The organism is Moorena sp. SIO3H5, from assembly GCF_010692395.1.
Taxonomy (GTDB): domain Bacteria; phylum Cyanobacteriota; class Cyanobacteriia; order Cyanobacteriales; family Coleofasciculaceae; genus Moorena.
This window is the reverse complement of record NZ_JAAHHS010000145.1, coordinates 1-16,899: the sequence shown is the minus strand read 5'-3', so window position 1 is coordinate 16,899 and position 16,899 is coordinate 1. Positions and strand designations below refer to the sequence as shown.

Below are 16,899 nucleotides of genomic sequence, written 5' to 3'. Positions count from 1 at the left end.
TGGCAAATCCTGGCAGGGCAAATCCTGGGAAAGCATGACTTTGGAATATACCCCCTTGGGGTTGACCTCTAATTTTTTCCTAGAAGGCTTTGCCCGTACCACATATTTTTGACTGTGCTGACACACTCTGGTTTTTTTTACTAAAATAACTGTCTTGTTTACCCTACCTAATCTAAGGCGCACTCTTTTTAGGTAAAGTGTGACTCGGTATCCTTCTGAGGAGGTACTACTGACATACTTGGCTAATTTGTCTAAAAATTGTCTTAACTCTTTGATAGTAATCCCGTTAGTTACATCCAGTAGCTCAGAAGGTGGTGGATAAAAATATAGCTTGTTTTGACCAGTGGATTTGATCACCTGTTGGCAAAGGGCATGAAATTTCCTAGGAGACATCAGTTTTTGCTGAGCCTGACGTATAATTGTTGCGACGAGCGATTCCTCCCAGTGCTGGTAATCTGCCATGGTGTTATCCTTTTTATGCCAAATTTATCATTATCTACTGTTTTAACTATCTTTGAGATCTAAACTTCACACTTCTTAACTGTTTGGATGACGGTTGACTGTTGGTGGTCAGTTGGAACCGCTTCGCGAATGGATAAAAATACCACCACAGAGAGGGGTATGGGAACATTCATTCAGGTAAGCTACGTCTATCTCTTCTATCTGTGTAAGTATTTAGCGATCAGTTATCAGCTATCAAGGATGGATCTTTAGTTCGACTGTCTTGGTGCGCGTTCACGCTTGTCGGGAAACCCGACCGGGGTCGCACCGCCAAAATACCCGAGTAAAAAGGTGTCACAAACCTGACTAAACGTCTTTAGCTGATAGCTGACGCTTTTACCTAATCTATCGGTAGCTCAAATAGCATTGCTCTTCCACAGGAGGTCAGCAAAATGAAATTCTCAATTGTGCTTCTCACAGGACTGATGGCTCTAGTGCCTATCGCTCCAGTTAAGGCTGAGAGCGGTGCGACCCCGGTCGGGAAAACCGACCTAGGGAACGCGCACCAAGAGATTCCCATCGTTGTTGGGGATAGTAACCGAGACGTTCTCATCTCTTCATTCGGGCGTAAATACAAGAATCGTTCACGCCGCAGGCATCGGCGCATCTATTATCCCAGACGTGGGCGTGGGCGCGTGCGAATCTATTCTCCTAGGCGTGGGGGGGTGCGAATCTATTCTCCTAGGCGTGGGCGCGGGCGAGTCTATTCTCCCAAGCGCAGGGACGATGAAATCTACTATCGTAATCGTAGGGGAGTCAGAATCTATTCTCCCAGGCGCAGGAACTATGGGATTTTTGATGGTTACTATCGGTAGTTAACTATCACTGTTATTCCAATTAGCGCTTCAAATCCGATTAGTATCGATCACCATCAAGAGAAGTTTGTATTATAGTAGTATTTGTAATACAAACTTCTTTAATATGACACTTGGGTTGGACTATAGTCCGGTTTGCAACTCACAAGACCTTGAGCAGATTGGGGTGATTATATCTCAGTGCTTTGGGGTTTCCGTAAGTGACTGTGAGGCTTACATTGAGCGTCTTGGTAGTGAAAACTTCCGCGTGATCCGCCAAGCTGGAAATGCAATCGGTCAATTGGTAATATATCCGATGGCACAATGGTACGGTGGTAAAACTGTGCCCATGGCAGGAATTGCTGTGGTTGGTGTAGCGCCAGAGTATCGCGGTCAAGGGGCAGCTTACCAATTAATGGCTGAGACTATTATGCAACTCCATGACCAGGGGGTACCAATTTCTACGTTATATGCTTCTACTGACGCCCTTTACCGGAAAGTAGGCTATGAACGGGCAGGAAACCGTTGCCTGTGGAAATTGTCTACCAAAACGATTTCGTTATGGGATGTTCCTTTGGAACATCGCAATCTTCCCATGCATCGAGTGGAGCCAGAGAATTACCAGGTCTTCGAGGAGGTCTATCGTCAACACGCTCAAGCCAATAATGGGAATTTAGACCGCAATCGAGCTATCTGGGAAAATCTGGTGAAACCAATAATAGCAAAACCAGAAGAAACTATCTATAGCTATCTGATTGGTTCAAAAACTCTACCGGAAGGTTACATAATTTTTACTCAACAGGAAGACGATCACGGGCTTCAGATTGCGGTTAACGATTGGGCATTGCTGAGCACAGCTGCTATCAAGCGTTTTTGGACGTTTATCGCTGATCATCGCTCCCTAGTCAATCAGGTGTATTGGTATAGTTCTCCCCATGACCCGTTAATGTTAGTTTTAGCAGAACAAACTGCGAAAATTGACACTCGATATTACTGGATGACACGAATTATTGATGTTCCCAAAGCCTTAGAAAAGCGAGGTTATCCGGTAGGAATCGATGGGGAATTACACTTGGAAGTTAAGGATGATTTGATTGAGGCTAATAACGCTAGATTCCGTTTACGTGTTAATCAAGGGCAAGGTGAAGTTACTCCAGGAGGTAATGGGGATATTCAAATTAGTATCCGAGGCTTAGCGTCTTTGTATAGTGGTTTATATAGTCCTAGACAACTGCAACTTACAGGTTATTTGAAAGCCACAAATGAAGCATTGTCAGTAGCGACATTATTGTTTTCTGGATCTGAACCTTGGATACCAGATATGTTTTGAGGTATAGCAAGGGAAGAATGGTTTAGGACATAGTCTTTTGCTTGAAAGGGAGCAGGGAGCAGGGAGCAGGGAGCAAAAGATGTCTTAAACTTTACTTCGACTGCTATATCAGCTATCAGCTTATGGGTCACAGCGTCGAAGTCTGTGCCACAAAGCATATGCTTAAAATGTTTCAGAGAATCAGTTATAAAAAAACATAGCTTACTTCTAATAAGTAATTTCCCTTTTCATCCCCTATTCCCTGCTCCCTGCTCCCTGCTCCCTAAAACCTATAAATTTGTATCTGACCGAATTAAAAACCGCTGTATTACTCTTGAGTTTCATTCAACCAAGCTCTTAAATCTTCAAGATTAGAGAAATCTAAGCAGGCTTCACTTAACCCTTCCAACTGATCCAATGACAGTTGACGAATTTGCTGTTGCAATTCACTGGGTATTTCTCCTAAGCTACGGGATAGCAGACGGAGGATCAGTGCTCGTTCTCGTTGTGCTCCTTCTTCTCGACCTTGTTTGAGCCCTTCTTGTAAACCTTCTTGTCTAGACGTTTCGACAATATTATTCATGTCGCGGTAATATTTGAGACTGTTTTGGTAGTTATCCTGTTCAGTGCGAGAAAAATTGGCAATTTCTGCCACGTCAAACAGTTGATTGAATACCGACTCTTGGAATGGTTGAGGGCGATTATGTAATTCTGAGAGATTTTTCAGGACAAACAGCCATTTATCAAAATGTGTTTCTAACTGGTCTAAGCTTTTAGTAAATTTTGGCAACTCAATGTAAATAAATTTAAGTTTGTCATAAAACACCTGACAATCCTGATTTTTTAGCTCTACGGTATGTAGGATTGTCTTATCGTCTTTATGGTCGTCAAAAACAAAATCTAAGACACCGACAGTATAAACCGCCTTTAACTGATAATCCCAATCACCTTTTTGCGCTTGTTCTTGGATTGGAAATGTGGAATAGTAAACACTTCTATCCTTAAAGAAGTTTTGTTTGGCTTTTTGAATCTCAACTATAAAACGTTCCCCGGTTTTAGATTGACAATAGATGTCAAAAATTCCTTTGCGGTCTAGAGGAGTGTTTCCTAAATTTTCCGTATTCTTGAAGGTGACATCTTCAATGTGATGACGGGGTGGTAAAAGGGTGTTTAAAAAATCAATAAGTAGCCCTTTATTTGGCTCAGTACCAAAGACACGCTTAAAGCCAAAATCGGTGAGTAAACTAATGTACTTATCTTTGAGTGGATAGGCCATGACACTGCTAGAGCAATCGCCCCATTGATGCTCATGTATGAATGGATTTATTTGATTAAATTATACTATGTTTTTAAGAAATTTGCAATTTTAAAACCTAGTATATAAACAGTTTTATTGAAGTAAATAAAAACTAAAAAAACTGTAAAAAATATCGGAAAAATTATAATTAACTGAAAAATTAAGTTATTCTAACTCCTGACTCCTAACTCCTGACTCCTGACTCCTGACTTCTTCAGGTATAGTGTTTATGATAGTTATCAAGTACATCTAAACTTTATTCCCTGTTCCCTGTTCCCTACTCCCTACTCCCTACTCCCTATTCCCCTTAACGATGAGCAACGCCAAGTATTGGAAACCAGTTTACCAACTCTTTAACCCAGAGCAACCCCTGACCACACCAGAGGAAATGAAAGATTTTTATATCCAGCGAGAGGATAGTCCAGTAGAAAATTTAATCGCTATTCTGGAAATGGAAGATGAACCAGCTAAGTTTTTATTAGCTGGTCATCGGGGCAGTGGAAAAACAACGGAATTGCGACGAATTGAACAGGAGCTAGCAGAAAACTATGCCGTAATCTGGGTTGATACGGCAACAGCTCTTGACCGCTATAACATTGGTTATGCTGAGGTGGTGGTGTTGATTGGGATGGAGGTTTGTCGCCAAGCCATTAAACCAGGCTGGTGGTCAAATCGGGATCAGGACTTACTGGATGATTTAGAAAATAGCCTCACAACAGTAATTTATCAAGATAAAGAAACGGAGACTGAACAGTTAGAGTTACCAGAGGTTTTAAAAAAATTGGGGTTAATTCTGAAACGGGGATTAACTCGGGAAATGACTAAAAGCCTTAACATTCGTCCTGCTGTTAGTGACATCATTGCCCGGGTCAACGATATTATCAAAGCTGCTGAGAAAGACCGCAACCAAAAATTATTAGTGATTGTAGATGGTCTCGATCGCCATGATTATATTACCGCTCTGGAAATGTTTGCTAGTCCGCTGCTGACAGAATTAGAGTGTCATATCATCTACACCATTCCAATTTCCTTACGATATTCCCCTAGCTTTCGGCAACCCATGGAAAGCTTCCAATGTTTGGATTTGTATAATTTGCCTGTATTTGAATGCGATTGGCCTACGGCCACGCTACGCGATCGCAATTCTGGTCCCACCTCAACCCCTAACAAACATGGTCGATATATCTTGAAGTCTGTGATTACCAAACGATTAGCTAAAATTAACGAAACAGACCTATTCACTCCCGATGCCCTAGAGCTATTATCTGAAAAGAGTGGTGGTGTGATCCGGGATTTAATCCGACTAGCGCGCACGGCTTGTCAGGTCGCCCTGAAGAAAAAAAAGGAATATGTAGACACAACCATTGCTAAGGAGGCGATTCAAGAAGAACGCAAAGCCTATACTATCAATGACTATCATTTTCCGGAATTGGCTACTGTTCACGAAACTGGTCGCTTAACTACCAATACCCATCATTTGCCCAAGCAAGGGGAAGTGGTGATTTGTGATGAACTTTTACAAAATAAGTATGTCTTAGGGTATTACGGTGACCATACCTGGTTTGATGTCCATCCAATTATTATTGAAGACTTGGAACAGTGGCAAGGGAGTCAGAATTCAGCTGTAAGCTCTTAGGTTTTAGGTAAGCATTGAGCTATAGCAATTCTACGACTTGTGAGGTACAAATTTATGGTTTTTAGGGAGCAGGGAGCAGGGAGCAGGGAGCAGGGAGCAGGGAAGAGGAACCCACCCCTAACCCCTCCCAGGAGGGGAAGAGGGAAGAGGTAAAAAATAATGTGTACCTCATCAGTCCTAGAAACGCTAGATCAGCTTATGTGCTACGCACACGCGTGCGCGTTGATCTGGAACTATTAAATTCTCTAGTTCTAGGTTTATTTTAAGCTGTTCGCGTAGCTTGAGCTGTCTAGGTTTTGGGTTTTGTTAGAATGAAACAGCCCTGCTTAAAAAGGGGGGAAGGGCATGGGTAATGGGGAATGGAAGCAATGACACAGACACTCTCAAAACCAAAAGACCAACGGCTGATTCACTCTGGGATGAATTGGCAACAATTCAAATTACTGGAACAGAGCTTTGCCGATTCACCAGGAATACGGTTATTCTACTACGGAGGAGAAGTAGAAATCTTGGCAGTTTCTCAAGACCACGAAACCTTTAGCCGCTTGATCGGGATTCTGTTAGCTATCTACTTTGAAGAAAAGGGAATTGAGTTCACCCCTACAGGAAGCTTTACCCAAGAAAAACCAGGGGTAGCCTCAGCACAAGCGGATGAGTCTTATTGTATCGGAAAGCCAAAGAAAATTCCAGACTTATCTATCGAAGTGGTTTTTACCAGTGGTAATCTCTCCAAACTCAATCGCTATCGGGAGTTGGGTGTACCTGAAGTCTGGTTCTGGGAAGATGGTCTATTTACCTTACATCATCTCAGAGCAGACGGTTACGAACGAATTTATACCTCAGAGGTGTTACCAGACCTAGATATGGAGTTGTTAACTAGGTCTGTAGTAAAGTTAGGGAATAGGGAATAGGGAATAGGGAATAGGGAATTTAGAATTTAGAATTTAGAATTTAGAATTTAGAATTGATAGGGTTTATTGCATCTATTATGAGGTACTCTTCTCAACCTCATAAATCCAATAAATTAACGATTTTTGTGAATATTAATCCTCCCTCCCACACTCCCCATATCCCCATCTTCCCTCTCTCACTCAATACTCACCCATGGCAACAGCCCCTGACCCATTGACGCCTGCTGACCATAATGAGCTGGATAGCTTAGTCACCACTCTCGCACTATCCAGTGGCACCACAATTATTTTTGCTATTGCTCCCGAAAGTGGTCCCAACCATCCGGTGGTGGAGCAGTTTAACTCTGTTGTTAATCAAGAAGCCTTGAGTGACCAAGGGTTTCAGCTTCGCAACTGTTTCTATAGTGACGAGTCTTTAATTAATTTTCTCTACGGTCTTAATTCCCTCGATCAAGAGACCTCCGTCAAAACTCCTGCTCCGAGTCGTCCTCTGATCATGGCCTTCGGGATTGAGCAGTTGGACACACCTCGTCGCATCAATGAGCTAAAACGACTGAATGTCGGTAGAGAATCCCTGTTTGAGCGAGACATGGTATTGATGTTTTGGCTCAATAAATCACAATTTTTGGATGAGTTTCGCTTGCGGGCTCCGGATTTCTGGGATTGGCGGGAGCAGATTGTGGAATTTCAAACCCATCCCCCCCTGGCACCGTTATTTTATCCCTATCTGGAGTGGTTAATTGCCCAGAATTCTTATGTCAAGTTTAGTGGCGTGATGCAGGTGCAGCGCCAAGTCGATATTTTCCTCGATCAGGTCTATATTTCCCTGAAGGCTGAACGTCAAAAGCTGGTGGTTGATACCTCCGATGCTAGGCATTTATCTAAAGCTCATTTATCTAGCCCTTCGATGCGGATAGATCAGTTGGAAAGGATAACTCAGGATATCGATAGTTCTAGCAGTACTAAAACTATTCCGGAAAAGGTTGATTTAGCCAAAGCCATACAGGATAGTCAGTATACCGTGATTTTGGGAGACCCTGGTGCTGGGAAAACGACCCTGCTTAAATATCTAGCGCTCCATTTTGCCACTGCTCAACGGGATGAGCAGGAAACGGTATTGGCTGGGGAGGCTAAGGAGAATTTGGGGCAAACTCGCTTACCGGTGTTCTTTCGGATTGCTGACTATGCGGAACGGTTGGCAACCCAATCCGACTTGAGCTTGCAACAGTTTCTTAGGGAATTCTCTGAGCAGTGGCAAAGTGAATTTACAAATAAGACTGATACAGAACTGAGCAATAGCCCCCTAAATCCCCCAATTCTGGGGGACTTTGATAGCATTTCCCCCCAAGATTGGGGGGTTAGGGGGGCAAAACCAAGTCAACTTTGTAGATCCGATAATACTACAACCATTTTTGAGCATTTGCGTCACAAACTCGATAATGGTAAATGTCTGGTGCTGTTGGATGGCTTGGATGAGGTGTTTAATCAGGAAATACGCCAACAGATAGTTAAGCAAATTGAAGAGTTTGTTAACGAATTCCCCAATAACAAGTTTGTGATTACTAGTCGGATTGCTGGCTATCGGGAGGTTAAATTAAGCCAACGCTTTTCCCATTTCACAATTACTGAAATGGAACCGGAACAGGTGGAGCGCTTTCTAGACCGATGGTGTCTAGCGGTCGAGAAAGCTCAAAGACCAGATGCGAGTGAATACTATTGGCAGCAGGAAGCGGATCATCAAAGTGGGGAACTTAAGGAGGCGATCGCAGCCAGTGAGGGAGTCAAGCGTATGACTGGCAATCCCTTATTGTTAACGATTTTGGCATTAATTCACCGCAATGGCTCTCGCTTGCCCAATCAACGGGTAAAACTCTATGAATTAGCGGTCCAGACCTTGACCGAAGATTGGCAATTGAGCAAAAAATTGCCTGGTGTTGAGACCGTAGTGCTCAAAGAAAGTCAGGTGATGGCACTGTTGGCTCCCTTGGCTTACTGGATGCATGAACACAAACCCTCGGGATTAGTCAGTGAAGCAGAGGTTAGGGAAAAACTAGCCGAAATCCATGGGGAGTTGAATGATGAAGACCCGGATTCCCAGAGCGTGCAGTCGCAAATTAATGATTTTTTGCGCAGGGTCAGGGAAACAACCGGTTTGTTTGTGGAACGTGCCCCTGGTAGTTATGGGTTTATGCATCTGACCTTTGAAGCATATTTTGCCGCTCGGTATATTGCGGATAATGATGTTAGTGAGATTCTCGATATTATTAATCAGCATCGATATGAAGCCCGTTGGCATGAACCAATTTTGTTGGCCTTAGGGTATTTGGGGAGTGAGAATCCCAGACGGATTAATAAGTTAGTTCCAAAATTGTTTAAACCCTTAGATCACTATCAGCCTAGGATTGACTATGGGGAAATTAAGCTTAGAAAAACATCATCAAAGGGCGTTGGTGATTCTAAGTATGATTTTGCCCCCCTAGCCCCCCAGCGAGGGATTTAGGGGGCTTGAGCAAAACCAAACAATGGCGCATTCATACTTCAATTCAGCAACGCCCATCAAAAGATGTGGTTTTAGTGTGGCCAGTCTTAGGGGAAGATTCAACAGTTTCATATCAGGAGTCGCCATCGGTATTGCAGGATTTACTGTTTGCCGGTAAAGTTTTAGCTGATGTTGATGTCAACAGCAAGATTCGAGCTAGGGTGATTCAGCAGTTAGTCTGGACTTACTTGGGGTTAGATGAAGACTTTGAACATGAAACGATTAAGAAATTGTTGACCAGGCTACGGGAGATTGAAAGGTTTAATCAGAAGGATGAAGTAATAAAGTTTCTCCAAGAAGCGGCTAATACTATAAAGGTAAGTGAAGAGCAATGGGTAAAGACTCAGTTAGCAAGTTTATACGTAGCGTGTGGTCAAGCTGGAGAAACCTTAGTTACTAGTGTAAATGAATTTGTTCAACAGCTAGTTAACCAAGCAGAGCCTAAGCTATTCACTAATCTGATCGATTTGGTGAGAGAGCTAGGGGAAGAGATGACCCCAGCTTTGGAAGCAACCAGACAACATCCGATTCGGGATCAGGCAAGTCAAGAAGCCATAGAATTTGTGACAGCATTGTCTTACCTCCGCCCGGATAAGTATGATCAGGCGATTGGGATTTTAGAGGAGATTTATCAAGAGCCAGATAGTCCCATCAATGCTGACATTGCTTGGGCAATAGCTACATGTTACTACAAAAAGAAGGAATATGATAAAGCGATCACATACTACCAACAAAGCCGTGACCTTAATCAGCAGTTGGGTAACCAAAAGAATGTAACAGCGTTGTGGTCCTGGCTAGCTGATTGTTATCGAAACTGGGGTCAATATCAGGAAGCGGTCGATTGTCAACTCAAAGACTTAGCCATCCGTCAGCAGCTCGATGACCAACCAAGAATAGCATTAGCCTACAATCAGCTAGGTAGAATTTATCAAGCTTGGCATAAGTACGATGAAGCGATCGCATCCTACCAAAAAAGCCGTAATCTTTATCACCAGTTGGATAACCAAAATAATGTCGCCAATCAGTGGTCTTGGCTAGCTGATTGTGATAGAGAATTGGGCAGATATAAGCAAGCTATTGATTGTCAACTCCAAACCTTAGCCATTCGTGAGCAGCTTGATGACCAATCAGATATAGCAAATGCCTACAATCAGCTCGGTAGAATCTATCAAACTTGGGCTAAGTATGATCAAGCGATACCATACTACCAAGAAAGCCGTGACCTTTATCAGCAGTTGGATTTACAACAAGATGTAGCCAATCAGTGGTCTTGGCTAGCTGCTTGTTATCGAGACTGGGGCAGATATCAGCAAGCTGTCGATTGTCAACTCAAAACCTTAGACATCCGTCAGCAGCTTAATGACCAATCACTAATAGCATTAGCCTACTATCAGCTCGGTATAATCTATCAAGCTTGGGCTAAGTATGAAAATGCGATCGCATCCTACCAACAAAGTCGTGACCTCTATCACCAGTTGGATAAACAGAAAGATGTCGCGGATTCATGGTATTGGCTAGCTGATTGTTATCGAAACTGGGGCAAATATCAGCAAGCTGTTGATTATCAGCTCAAAACCTTAGCCATCCGTCAACAGCTTGATGACCAACCAAGAATAGCATTAGCCTACTATCAACTCGGTAGAATCTATCAGGATTGGTGTAAGTATGACCAAGCGATCGCATACCACCAACAAAGCCGTGGCCTTTATCAGCAGTTGGATTTACAAAATAATGTCGCCAATCAGTGGAATTGGCTAGCTAATTGTTATCTAGAATTAGGTGATTACACCAAAGCCATTGACTATTACCAGCAAAGTCTAAATTTGCATCAACAACTCGGTCAAAATGAAAAGATTGCTAATCGGTATCGAAAAATTGGTAACAGCCAACGCCTCCTAGCCAGAAATACTCCAGACACAACCCAAGCCCTCCACTTACTCAGCCAAGGGGAGCAAAATATTCGTCAAGCTATCGAAATTAGTAAAGCCAACGACTACAAAGCCAACCTAGCCTACGACTATACCGCTCTTGGCTTACTCTCTTCAGAACGCTTGCGCCGATTACCCTCCAACCACCCTACTCTACCGGAACAGATTGAGCAATTTGAAACCAACTACACCATAGGCTTAACCTTACTTTCAGAACTTGGAAAAATTGTCGATAGGGCAGAAGAAATTCTAGATATCTCCCGGGCTTACCTAGAGGTTAATGTCTTAGAAAACCTTGACCGAGCGGAAGCAATAGCCTGGGAATCCCTACAGGTTTTCCTAGACTACAACCGTCGGAAACTAGAAGCCTCTGCTCGCCAGCTCTTAGGAGAAATTTACTTGCGTCGTGTTGAGGGTAATCAACCCAATGCTAACGCAATGGCTTACCAATTTTTTACTGAAAGTTTAGAGATTTATCGGAGTCTAGATATTCAGGGGAAAGTGATAGAATTGGAGCAACAGTTAAAAGGAGTAGGGAGTAGGGAGTAGGGAATCGGGAATCGGGAATCGGGAATCGGGAATCGGGAATCGGGAATCGGGAATCGGGAGTAGTGATAATCTTTGACTATTTCAGTACTACGGCGGTTTGCATACTATCAGGTACACATTGTTTCTCCTCTTCCTACTTCCCTGCTCCGAAGTCCCTGCTCCCTGTTCCCTCTTATCTGTTCCCTGCTCCGAAGTCCCTACTCCCTACTCCCTACTCCCTAATCCCTAACTATGAAGAGAGTTGCAGTATTTGGCAATTCTGGCGCTGGAAAATCTACCCTCAGCAAACGTTTAGCCGAAATAACTGGATTACCCCTGGTAAACCTCGATCTCATGCAATATAGACCGGGCGGTGATCAGGTGTCCCATGCCGAGTTCAAAGCCGCCCATGATCACCTCTTGCAACAGGAGCAATGGATCGTTGATGGATTTGGCTCACTCGATACCGTGTGGCAACGGCTAGATGTAGCCGATACCCTGATCTATCTGGATATGGCTGTGCTGCGACATTACTGGTGGGTCACAAAGCGATTTGTTAAAGGTCTTTGGGTGCCACCGGAAGGCTGGCCTGAAAATAGTCCCCTAGTACAAGGCACACTGAATTCCTATAACACGGTCTGGTTGTGTCATAAAAAGCTAACGCCCAAATACCGGACTTATGTGGAAGCGGCTAAAGCCACAAAGCAGGTTTACCATTTGCGATCGCCCCAAGAGGTAAAGCATTTTTGGCAAACTATGGTTACAGAATTTGAAGGGTAGGTGAATGATTACCTTTGTATATAGCAATTATACGACTTGTGAGGTACAAATTTTGGGTTTTTAGGGAGCAGGGAGCAGGGAGCAGGGAGCAGGGAGCAGGGAGCAGGGAGCAGGGAGCAGGGAAGAGGTAAGAGGTAAAAAATAATGTGTACCTCATAGCTACGATAAACGCTATCAAATTCACTGTATTAACTTATGTAAAGTTGCCAAAAGTATCTCTGCTCCCTGTTCCCTATTTCAACAGTTAATTTTACGTTTGTCCGACTACTTAACTAACCAATCTACCCCTAACTCTTATGATGGAGCGTTCCCCTCAAGTTATTCCTCCCCAAATTACCGATATTAAAGCTAGACAAGATTTTTTAAAGTTACTTGTTGAGCGAATGCAACAAAACCCTATTCCTTCTGCTTCTCCTAAGTTTACACGAGATATGTTGCATGAACATAGTTAAAAGCTTAAATAATTTATACACATCTTCAATTCTCTCTAACAACAATCAGCAAACCGCCATAAGCTGATAGCTGATACTGATAGCTGATACTGATAGCTGATAGCTGAATACTTACTTGTTACCCCCTCAGCTAAAATTGAAATAGCGACTATAGAAGAGCAGGAGATGGAGTCATGATTTATGAAGTTATCCTCAGTAGAGAAAACGATAAATATATTGCTCGTGCCAAAGAATGGCCGGAAGTCATGGTTGTAGAAAATAGCCGTGATGCTGCCATCAATCAGCTTAAAGCTCAACTACTTGACTATCTAACTAATCAGGTTGAAGTAGTTGAAGTTGACATTCCACTACTAGGCAAGACAGGAAATCCTTGGCTGGATAAATTTGGATGGTTTAAGGATGACCCGACTTTTGACGATCTACAGGATGAAATTGCTGCCTATCGGCAAGAAATCGATCAATAGATATTGATTTTTCCAATTCTATCCCCTGATTGTCTATAGCGTTGATCATAGCTATGAGGTACAAAAGATTTTGTCACTCTTGCCTCTTGCCTCTTGCCTTTTGCCTCTTGCCTCTTGCCTCTTGCCTGCTCCCTGCTCCCTGCTCCCTGCTCCCTACTCCCTTATTTGCAATACCCGACTAGCATTAAGAATCGCCAACAGAGCCACTCCCATATCGGCAAATACAGCTTCCCAGAGAGTTGCTACCCCCATGGCACCCAGGGCAATAAAGACGACTTTCACTGCCAAAGCAATAATAATATTTTGCCAAACAATACCTAGGGTTCGGCGGGCGATGGCGATCGCTTCTGCTACTTTAGAAGGAGCATCGGTCATAATTACCACGTCGGCGGTTTCGATAGCAGCATCTGAGCCTAATCCCCCCATAGCTATGCCCACATCAGCACGAGCAATTACTGGTGCGTCGTTGATGCCATCTCCTACAAATGCGGTTTTATGGTTAGTTTGGTTTACTGCTGTGAGGATCTTCTCTAAAGCATTCACCTTATCCTCTGGTAAAAGTTCGGCTTCAAAATCATCTATCCCTAGCCTTCGAGCGATAGTATTAGCTATGGTTTGACTGTCTCCTGTCAGCATCACAGTTTTAATCTGCTGTTGGTGCAGTGCTTGGATGGCATTGATGGCATCTTCTTTGAGTTCATCGGCAATTAAGATACGCCCACTGTATTCACCATCCACAGCTAAGTGAGCTACCGTACTATCAGCCACACTGACATGATGGGAAATCCCCTCTCGATGGAGTAAGCGATCGTTTCCTGCGATGACAACTTTTCCATCAATTTGGGCGAGAATACCGTGTCCCGCAATTTCTTGATAATTTTCAACCTTAGAACTGTCAATGGGTTTGCCATGAGCTTGTCGAATCGATTGCGCGACGGGATGATTTGACCCAGATTCTACATGAGCAGCTAATTCTAGTAATTGCTCTTGACTCAAACCATTGTGGGTAATAATATCGGTGACTCGAAAGTTTCCTTTAGTAAGGGTGCCAGTTTTATCAAAGACGACGGTTTTCACCTGAGTTAAGGCATCTAAAAACGTAGACCCTTTAATCAAAATACCGCGCTTGGCTGCCCCTCCAATACCGCCAAAATAGCCCAGAGGAATACTAATGACCAATCCACAGGGACAGGAAATCACCAACAGCACCAAGGCTCGATAAGTCCAGGTGCTTGGGCTTGCTCCGGAAATTAGTAAAGGTGGTAACAGGGCAACGGCTAGGGAAAGAAATACCACAACGGGTGTATAGTAGCGGGCAAAGCGAGTAATAAACTTTTCCGTGTCGGCTTTTTTGCTTCTGGCGTTTTCCACCAAGTCCAAAATTCTGGCAATGGAAGACTCGTCAAAGGGCTTAGTAACGCGAATGGTTAGCCCTCCAGACTGGTTAATCATCCCTGCTAACACCAGATCTCCTGTTACAACGGTACGGGGGACTGATTCTCCTGTGAGGGCAGAGGTATCCAGTTGGGAAGTTCCCTCAATAATCTCACCGTCCAGGGGAACTTTCTCCCCAGGGCGTACCCGAATCATTTCCCCAACAGCAACTTGATCAGGGGAAACAGTTTTTATCTCGCCGTTAACTAGCAGATTAGCAGTATCGGGACGCACTTCCAGCAAGGCTCGAATCGAACGACGCGATCGCCCCACCGCAGACCCTTGTACCAATTCCCCCAGCTGGTAAAACAACATCACCCCCACTGCTTCCGGTAGTTCGTGAATAGCGATCGCGCCTATGGTGGCAATGGTCATCAAAAAGTTTTCGTCAAAAATCCGACCCCGCAGGATATTTCGCCCCGCAGTGGTTAGCACTCCCCAACCACAGAGTAAGTAAGCAGGAATTAAAACAGCATATTCAGCTATGCCAAAAGGAGTCTGATCTAAACTATCTTGAAAAATCAGTCCGATTAACAAAAGAGGAGTAGCGATCGCGACCGCTCTTAACTCGCGCCACAAGTTAAATTCATTCTTTCCTTGACTGTTCCCGCAGCAGTCATCATGGGTAGTCACCTCCTGTGCTTGACTGTTTCCGCAGCAGTCATCATGGGTAGTCACCTCCTGTGCTTGACTGTTTCCGCAGCAGTCATCATGGGTAGTCACCTCCTGTGCTTGACTGTTCCCGCAGCAGTCATCATGGGTAGTCACCTCAGCAACCGCTTTAACGGAATGCCCAGAATTGCAGCAGTCTTGATGATGGTGTTGTGCCATAGCAATACCTAACGAAAATCTCCTGAATATCTGAAAGACTATTCAGACAAAAGATTATTCAAATTATATAGTAAGCAGCTGTGCAAAATAAATTATTTACAAATTTTTACATAATTATGAGGTACAATTTTTTTTTATTTGTTCCCATATACCATGCTTAATAGTCCCTAAAACCCAGAAATATGTACCTCACATATTTAAAATTATCTGGCTGTATTGTAAATACTGTTACAAGTATTTAAGTAGATAGACTTATTTATAGGGTTTATCATAGCTATGAGGTACACAAGATTTTTTCCCTCTTGCCTCTTGCCTCTTGCCTTCCCCTCCTGGGAGGGGTTAGGGGTGGGTTCCTCTTGCCTCTTGCCTCTTGCCTCTTGCCTGCTCCCTGCTCCCTAAAACCTAAATATTTGTACCTCAAAAGTTGTAGATTTGCTATATATCTGCTGAATAATCAACTTTGATCAAGGTGTTGAGCTACCTCTCGATATAAAGTCACAATATGTTCATCGGCAAGACTGTAGTAAACGTTGCGACCTTGACGGCGATATTTTACTAGTTTTTGCGATCGCAAAACTCTTAACTGATGAGATACTGCCGATTCCCCCATTTTTACTATCGCTGCTAAGTCGCAGACACAAAGCTCTTGCTGTGCGAGTGCTGAAAGCAACTTTAGCCGATGGGGGTCGGAAAGAACGCTAAAAAACTCTGCCATCTGTTGGGCTTTTTCCGTTGCTAGAACCTTACTCTGGACCTGCCACACATTATCTAGATGAACTACGGACTCATCACAGCTTGGAGCATCAGAAGAGTAGACAGTTGGTTTATTTAACGAACTAGAATCAGCCATGATGAATTATATTTACTATTTAATCTATATAGCAATGCTAAATCATTTGTAAAATCAGCAAAATCTGGGATTATTGCTGGGCAAGGGTTTTAGCGTTCACTTTGGCCAATATATTTCACGAATCATATAGGACTGCTATAGATCTATAATACTATAGCGTTTCTCGAAGTTATGAGGTACAGTTTTCTTTTACGTTGATTCCCTGTTAAGTGCGCTCTTACCATTAAGAATTAAATTCGCCACGGATCTCACCTAATAGTTCCAGATTAATCAGAACTGAAAGTCTGGGGAAAATTCCATGACTCGTGGCACAGGCTTAGAACCTGGGATGAATTAGCTGATAGCTGATAGCTGATAGCTGAATACTTACAAAAAAATAGCCGCAGAAATACTATCCACGGCTATAAAATGACCTTATCTGATTCCGTTTTCAACCCGATCGGGACCTACTCCCATGGGAGCAGACTCGATGGTTTTGCCAGGGGGCAAAGCCCCCCAGAAAGTTAATCCGTTAACCCAGGAACGGTCGATGCCCGGTATTATCCGGGGCACCTCCGATTCAGAACCGTGCATGAAAGTTTCCCCTCACACGGCTCCTAGGTATCCTCTCCTTTCGGAGTGCTCCAGTGTATCTGTTGATGGCAG

General features: G+C 43.5%; 17 protein-coding genes and 1 pseudogene. 13 read left to right on the top strand and 5 right to left on the bottom strand.

The window, feature by feature from the left end; translation table 11 throughout:
- Positions 1-462, bottom strand: a pseudogene (locus tag F6K52_RS17100) (hypothetical protein); the annotation flags it as partial.
- A 431-nt stretch (positions 463-893) separates the two neighbouring features.
- On the opposite strand from F6K52_RS17100, the gene F6K52_RS17095 reads away from it, so the two are divergent.
- Together F6K52_RS17095 and F6K52_RS17090 are read left to right on the top strand one after the other, a co-directional pair.
- Complete coding sequence (locus F6K52_RS17095; RefSeq protein ID WP_293079729.1) at positions 894-1,316, top strand: hypothetical protein; 423 nt, start codon at positions 894-896, stop codon at positions 1,314-1,316.
- Between the two features lie 106 nt (positions 1,317-1,422).
- Positions 1,423-2,625 carry a GNAT family N-acetyltransferase gene (locus F6K52_RS17090; RefSeq protein ID WP_293079726.1) on the top strand — a complete coding sequence of 401 codons (1,203 nt, stop codon included), beginning with the start codon at positions 1,423-1,425 and terminating at the stop codon, positions 2,623-2,625.
- A 307-nt stretch (positions 2,626-2,932) separates the two neighbouring features.
- On the opposite strand, the gene F6K52_RS17085 is transcribed toward F6K52_RS17090, so the two are convergent.
- Entirely contained in the window at positions 2,933-3,880 is a 948-nt protein-coding gene (locus tag F6K52_RS17085; protein ID WP_293079723.1) for an Rpn family recombination-promoting nuclease/putative transposase, read from the bottom strand.
- 334 nt (positions 3,881-4,214) lie between these two features.
- Between F6K52_RS17085 and F6K52_RS17080 the strand changes: the two genes are divergently transcribed.
- From F6K52_RS17080 to F6K52_RS17055, 6 genes are all read left to right on the top strand, one after another.
- Positions 4,215-5,537 (top strand): P-loop NTPase fold protein, encoded by a 1,323-nt coding sequence (locus F6K52_RS17080; RefSeq protein ID WP_293079721.1) that lies wholly within the window; start codon positions 4,215-4,217, stop codon positions 5,535-5,537.
- Between the two features lie 368 nt (positions 5,538-5,905).
- The gene (locus tag F6K52_RS17075; protein ID WP_293079718.1) at positions 5,906-6,448 is read left to right on the top strand and encodes a Uma2 family endonuclease; all 543 of its coding nucleotides are present in this window, start codon (positions 5,906-5,908) and stop codon (positions 6,446-6,448) included.
- A gap of 193 nt (positions 6,449-6,641) precedes the next feature.
- Complete coding sequence (locus tag F6K52_RS17070) at positions 6,642-8,948, top strand: NACHT domain-containing protein (protein ID WP_293079715.1); 2,307 nt, start codon at positions 6,642-6,644, stop codon at positions 8,946-8,948.
- A gap of 5 nt (positions 8,949-8,953) precedes the next feature.
- The gene (locus F6K52_RS17065) at positions 8,954-11,464 is read left to right on the top strand and encodes a tetratricopeptide repeat protein (protein ID WP_293079712.1); all 2,511 of its coding nucleotides are present in this window, start codon (positions 8,954-8,956) and stop codon (positions 11,462-11,464) included.
- A 72-nt stretch (positions 11,465-11,536) separates the two neighbouring features.
- Complete coding sequence (locus tag F6K52_RS17060) at positions 11,537-11,686, top strand: hypothetical protein (protein WP_293079709.1); 150 nt, start codon at positions 11,537-11,539, stop codon at positions 11,684-11,686.
- 9 nt (positions 11,687-11,695) lie between these two features.
- Positions 11,696-12,223 (top strand): adenylate kinase, encoded by a 528-nt coding sequence (locus F6K52_RS17055; RefSeq protein WP_293079706.1) that lies wholly within the window; start codon positions 11,696-11,698, stop codon positions 12,221-12,223.
- Here the strand turns inward: F6K52_RS17055 and F6K52_RS17050 are convergent.
- Complete coding sequence (locus tag F6K52_RS17050) at positions 12,204-12,380, bottom strand: hypothetical protein (protein ID WP_293079703.1); 177 nt, start codon at positions 12,378-12,380, stop codon at positions 12,204-12,206. The genes F6K52_RS17055 and F6K52_RS17050 overlap by 20 nt on opposite strands.
- Positions 12,381-12,519: 139 nt before the next feature.
- Between F6K52_RS17050 and F6K52_RS17045 the strand changes: the two genes are divergently transcribed.
- The 3 genes from F6K52_RS17045 (at position 12,520) to F6K52_RS17035 (ending at position 13,321) form a co-directional block, all read left to right on the top strand.
- A complete protein-coding gene (locus F6K52_RS17045; protein ID WP_293079700.1) occupies positions 12,520-12,675 on the top strand; it encodes a hypothetical protein in 156 nt (51 codons plus the stop codon).
- Positions 12,676-12,848: 173 nt separating this feature from the next.
- On the top strand, positions 12,849-13,139 hold the full coding sequence (locus F6K52_RS17040; RefSeq protein ID WP_293079697.1) for a hypothetical protein: 291 nt from the start codon (positions 12,849-12,851) through the stop codon (positions 13,137-13,139).
- 53 nt (positions 13,140-13,192) lie between these two features.
- The gene (locus tag F6K52_RS17035) at positions 13,193-13,321 is read left to right on the top strand and encodes a hypothetical protein (RefSeq protein ID WP_293079694.1); all 129 of its coding nucleotides are present in this window, start codon (positions 13,193-13,195) and stop codon (positions 13,319-13,321) included.
- Here F6K52_RS17035 and F6K52_RS17030 read toward each other — a convergent pair.
- Complete coding sequence (locus F6K52_RS17030; protein ID WP_293079691.1) at positions 13,293-15,404, bottom strand: heavy metal translocating P-type ATPase; 2,112 nt, start codon at positions 15,402-15,404, stop codon at positions 13,293-13,295. The genes F6K52_RS17035 and F6K52_RS17030 overlap by 29 nt on opposite strands.
- A 276-nt stretch (positions 15,405-15,680) precedes the next feature.
- On the opposite strand from F6K52_RS17030, the gene F6K52_RS17025 reads away from it, so the two are divergent.
- Positions 15,681-15,803: a hypothetical protein gene (locus F6K52_RS17025; protein ID WP_293079688.1), complete on the top strand. Its 123-nt coding sequence runs from the start codon at positions 15,681-15,683 to the stop codon at positions 15,801-15,803.
- A gap of 55 nt (positions 15,804-15,858) precedes the next feature.
- Here F6K52_RS17025 and F6K52_RS17020 read toward each other — a convergent pair whose 3' ends face one another.
- Complete coding sequence (locus F6K52_RS17020; RefSeq protein ID WP_293079685.1) at positions 15,859-16,254, bottom strand: metalloregulator ArsR/SmtB family transcription factor; 396 nt, start codon at positions 16,252-16,254, stop codon at positions 15,859-15,861.
- Positions 16,255-16,708: 454 nt separating this feature from the next.
- Between F6K52_RS17020 and F6K52_RS17015 the strand changes: the two genes are divergently transcribed.
- Positions 16,709-16,899: hypothetical protein (locus F6K52_RS17015; RefSeq protein WP_293079682.1), on the top strand; the 191-nt coding region annotated here is incomplete at its 3' end.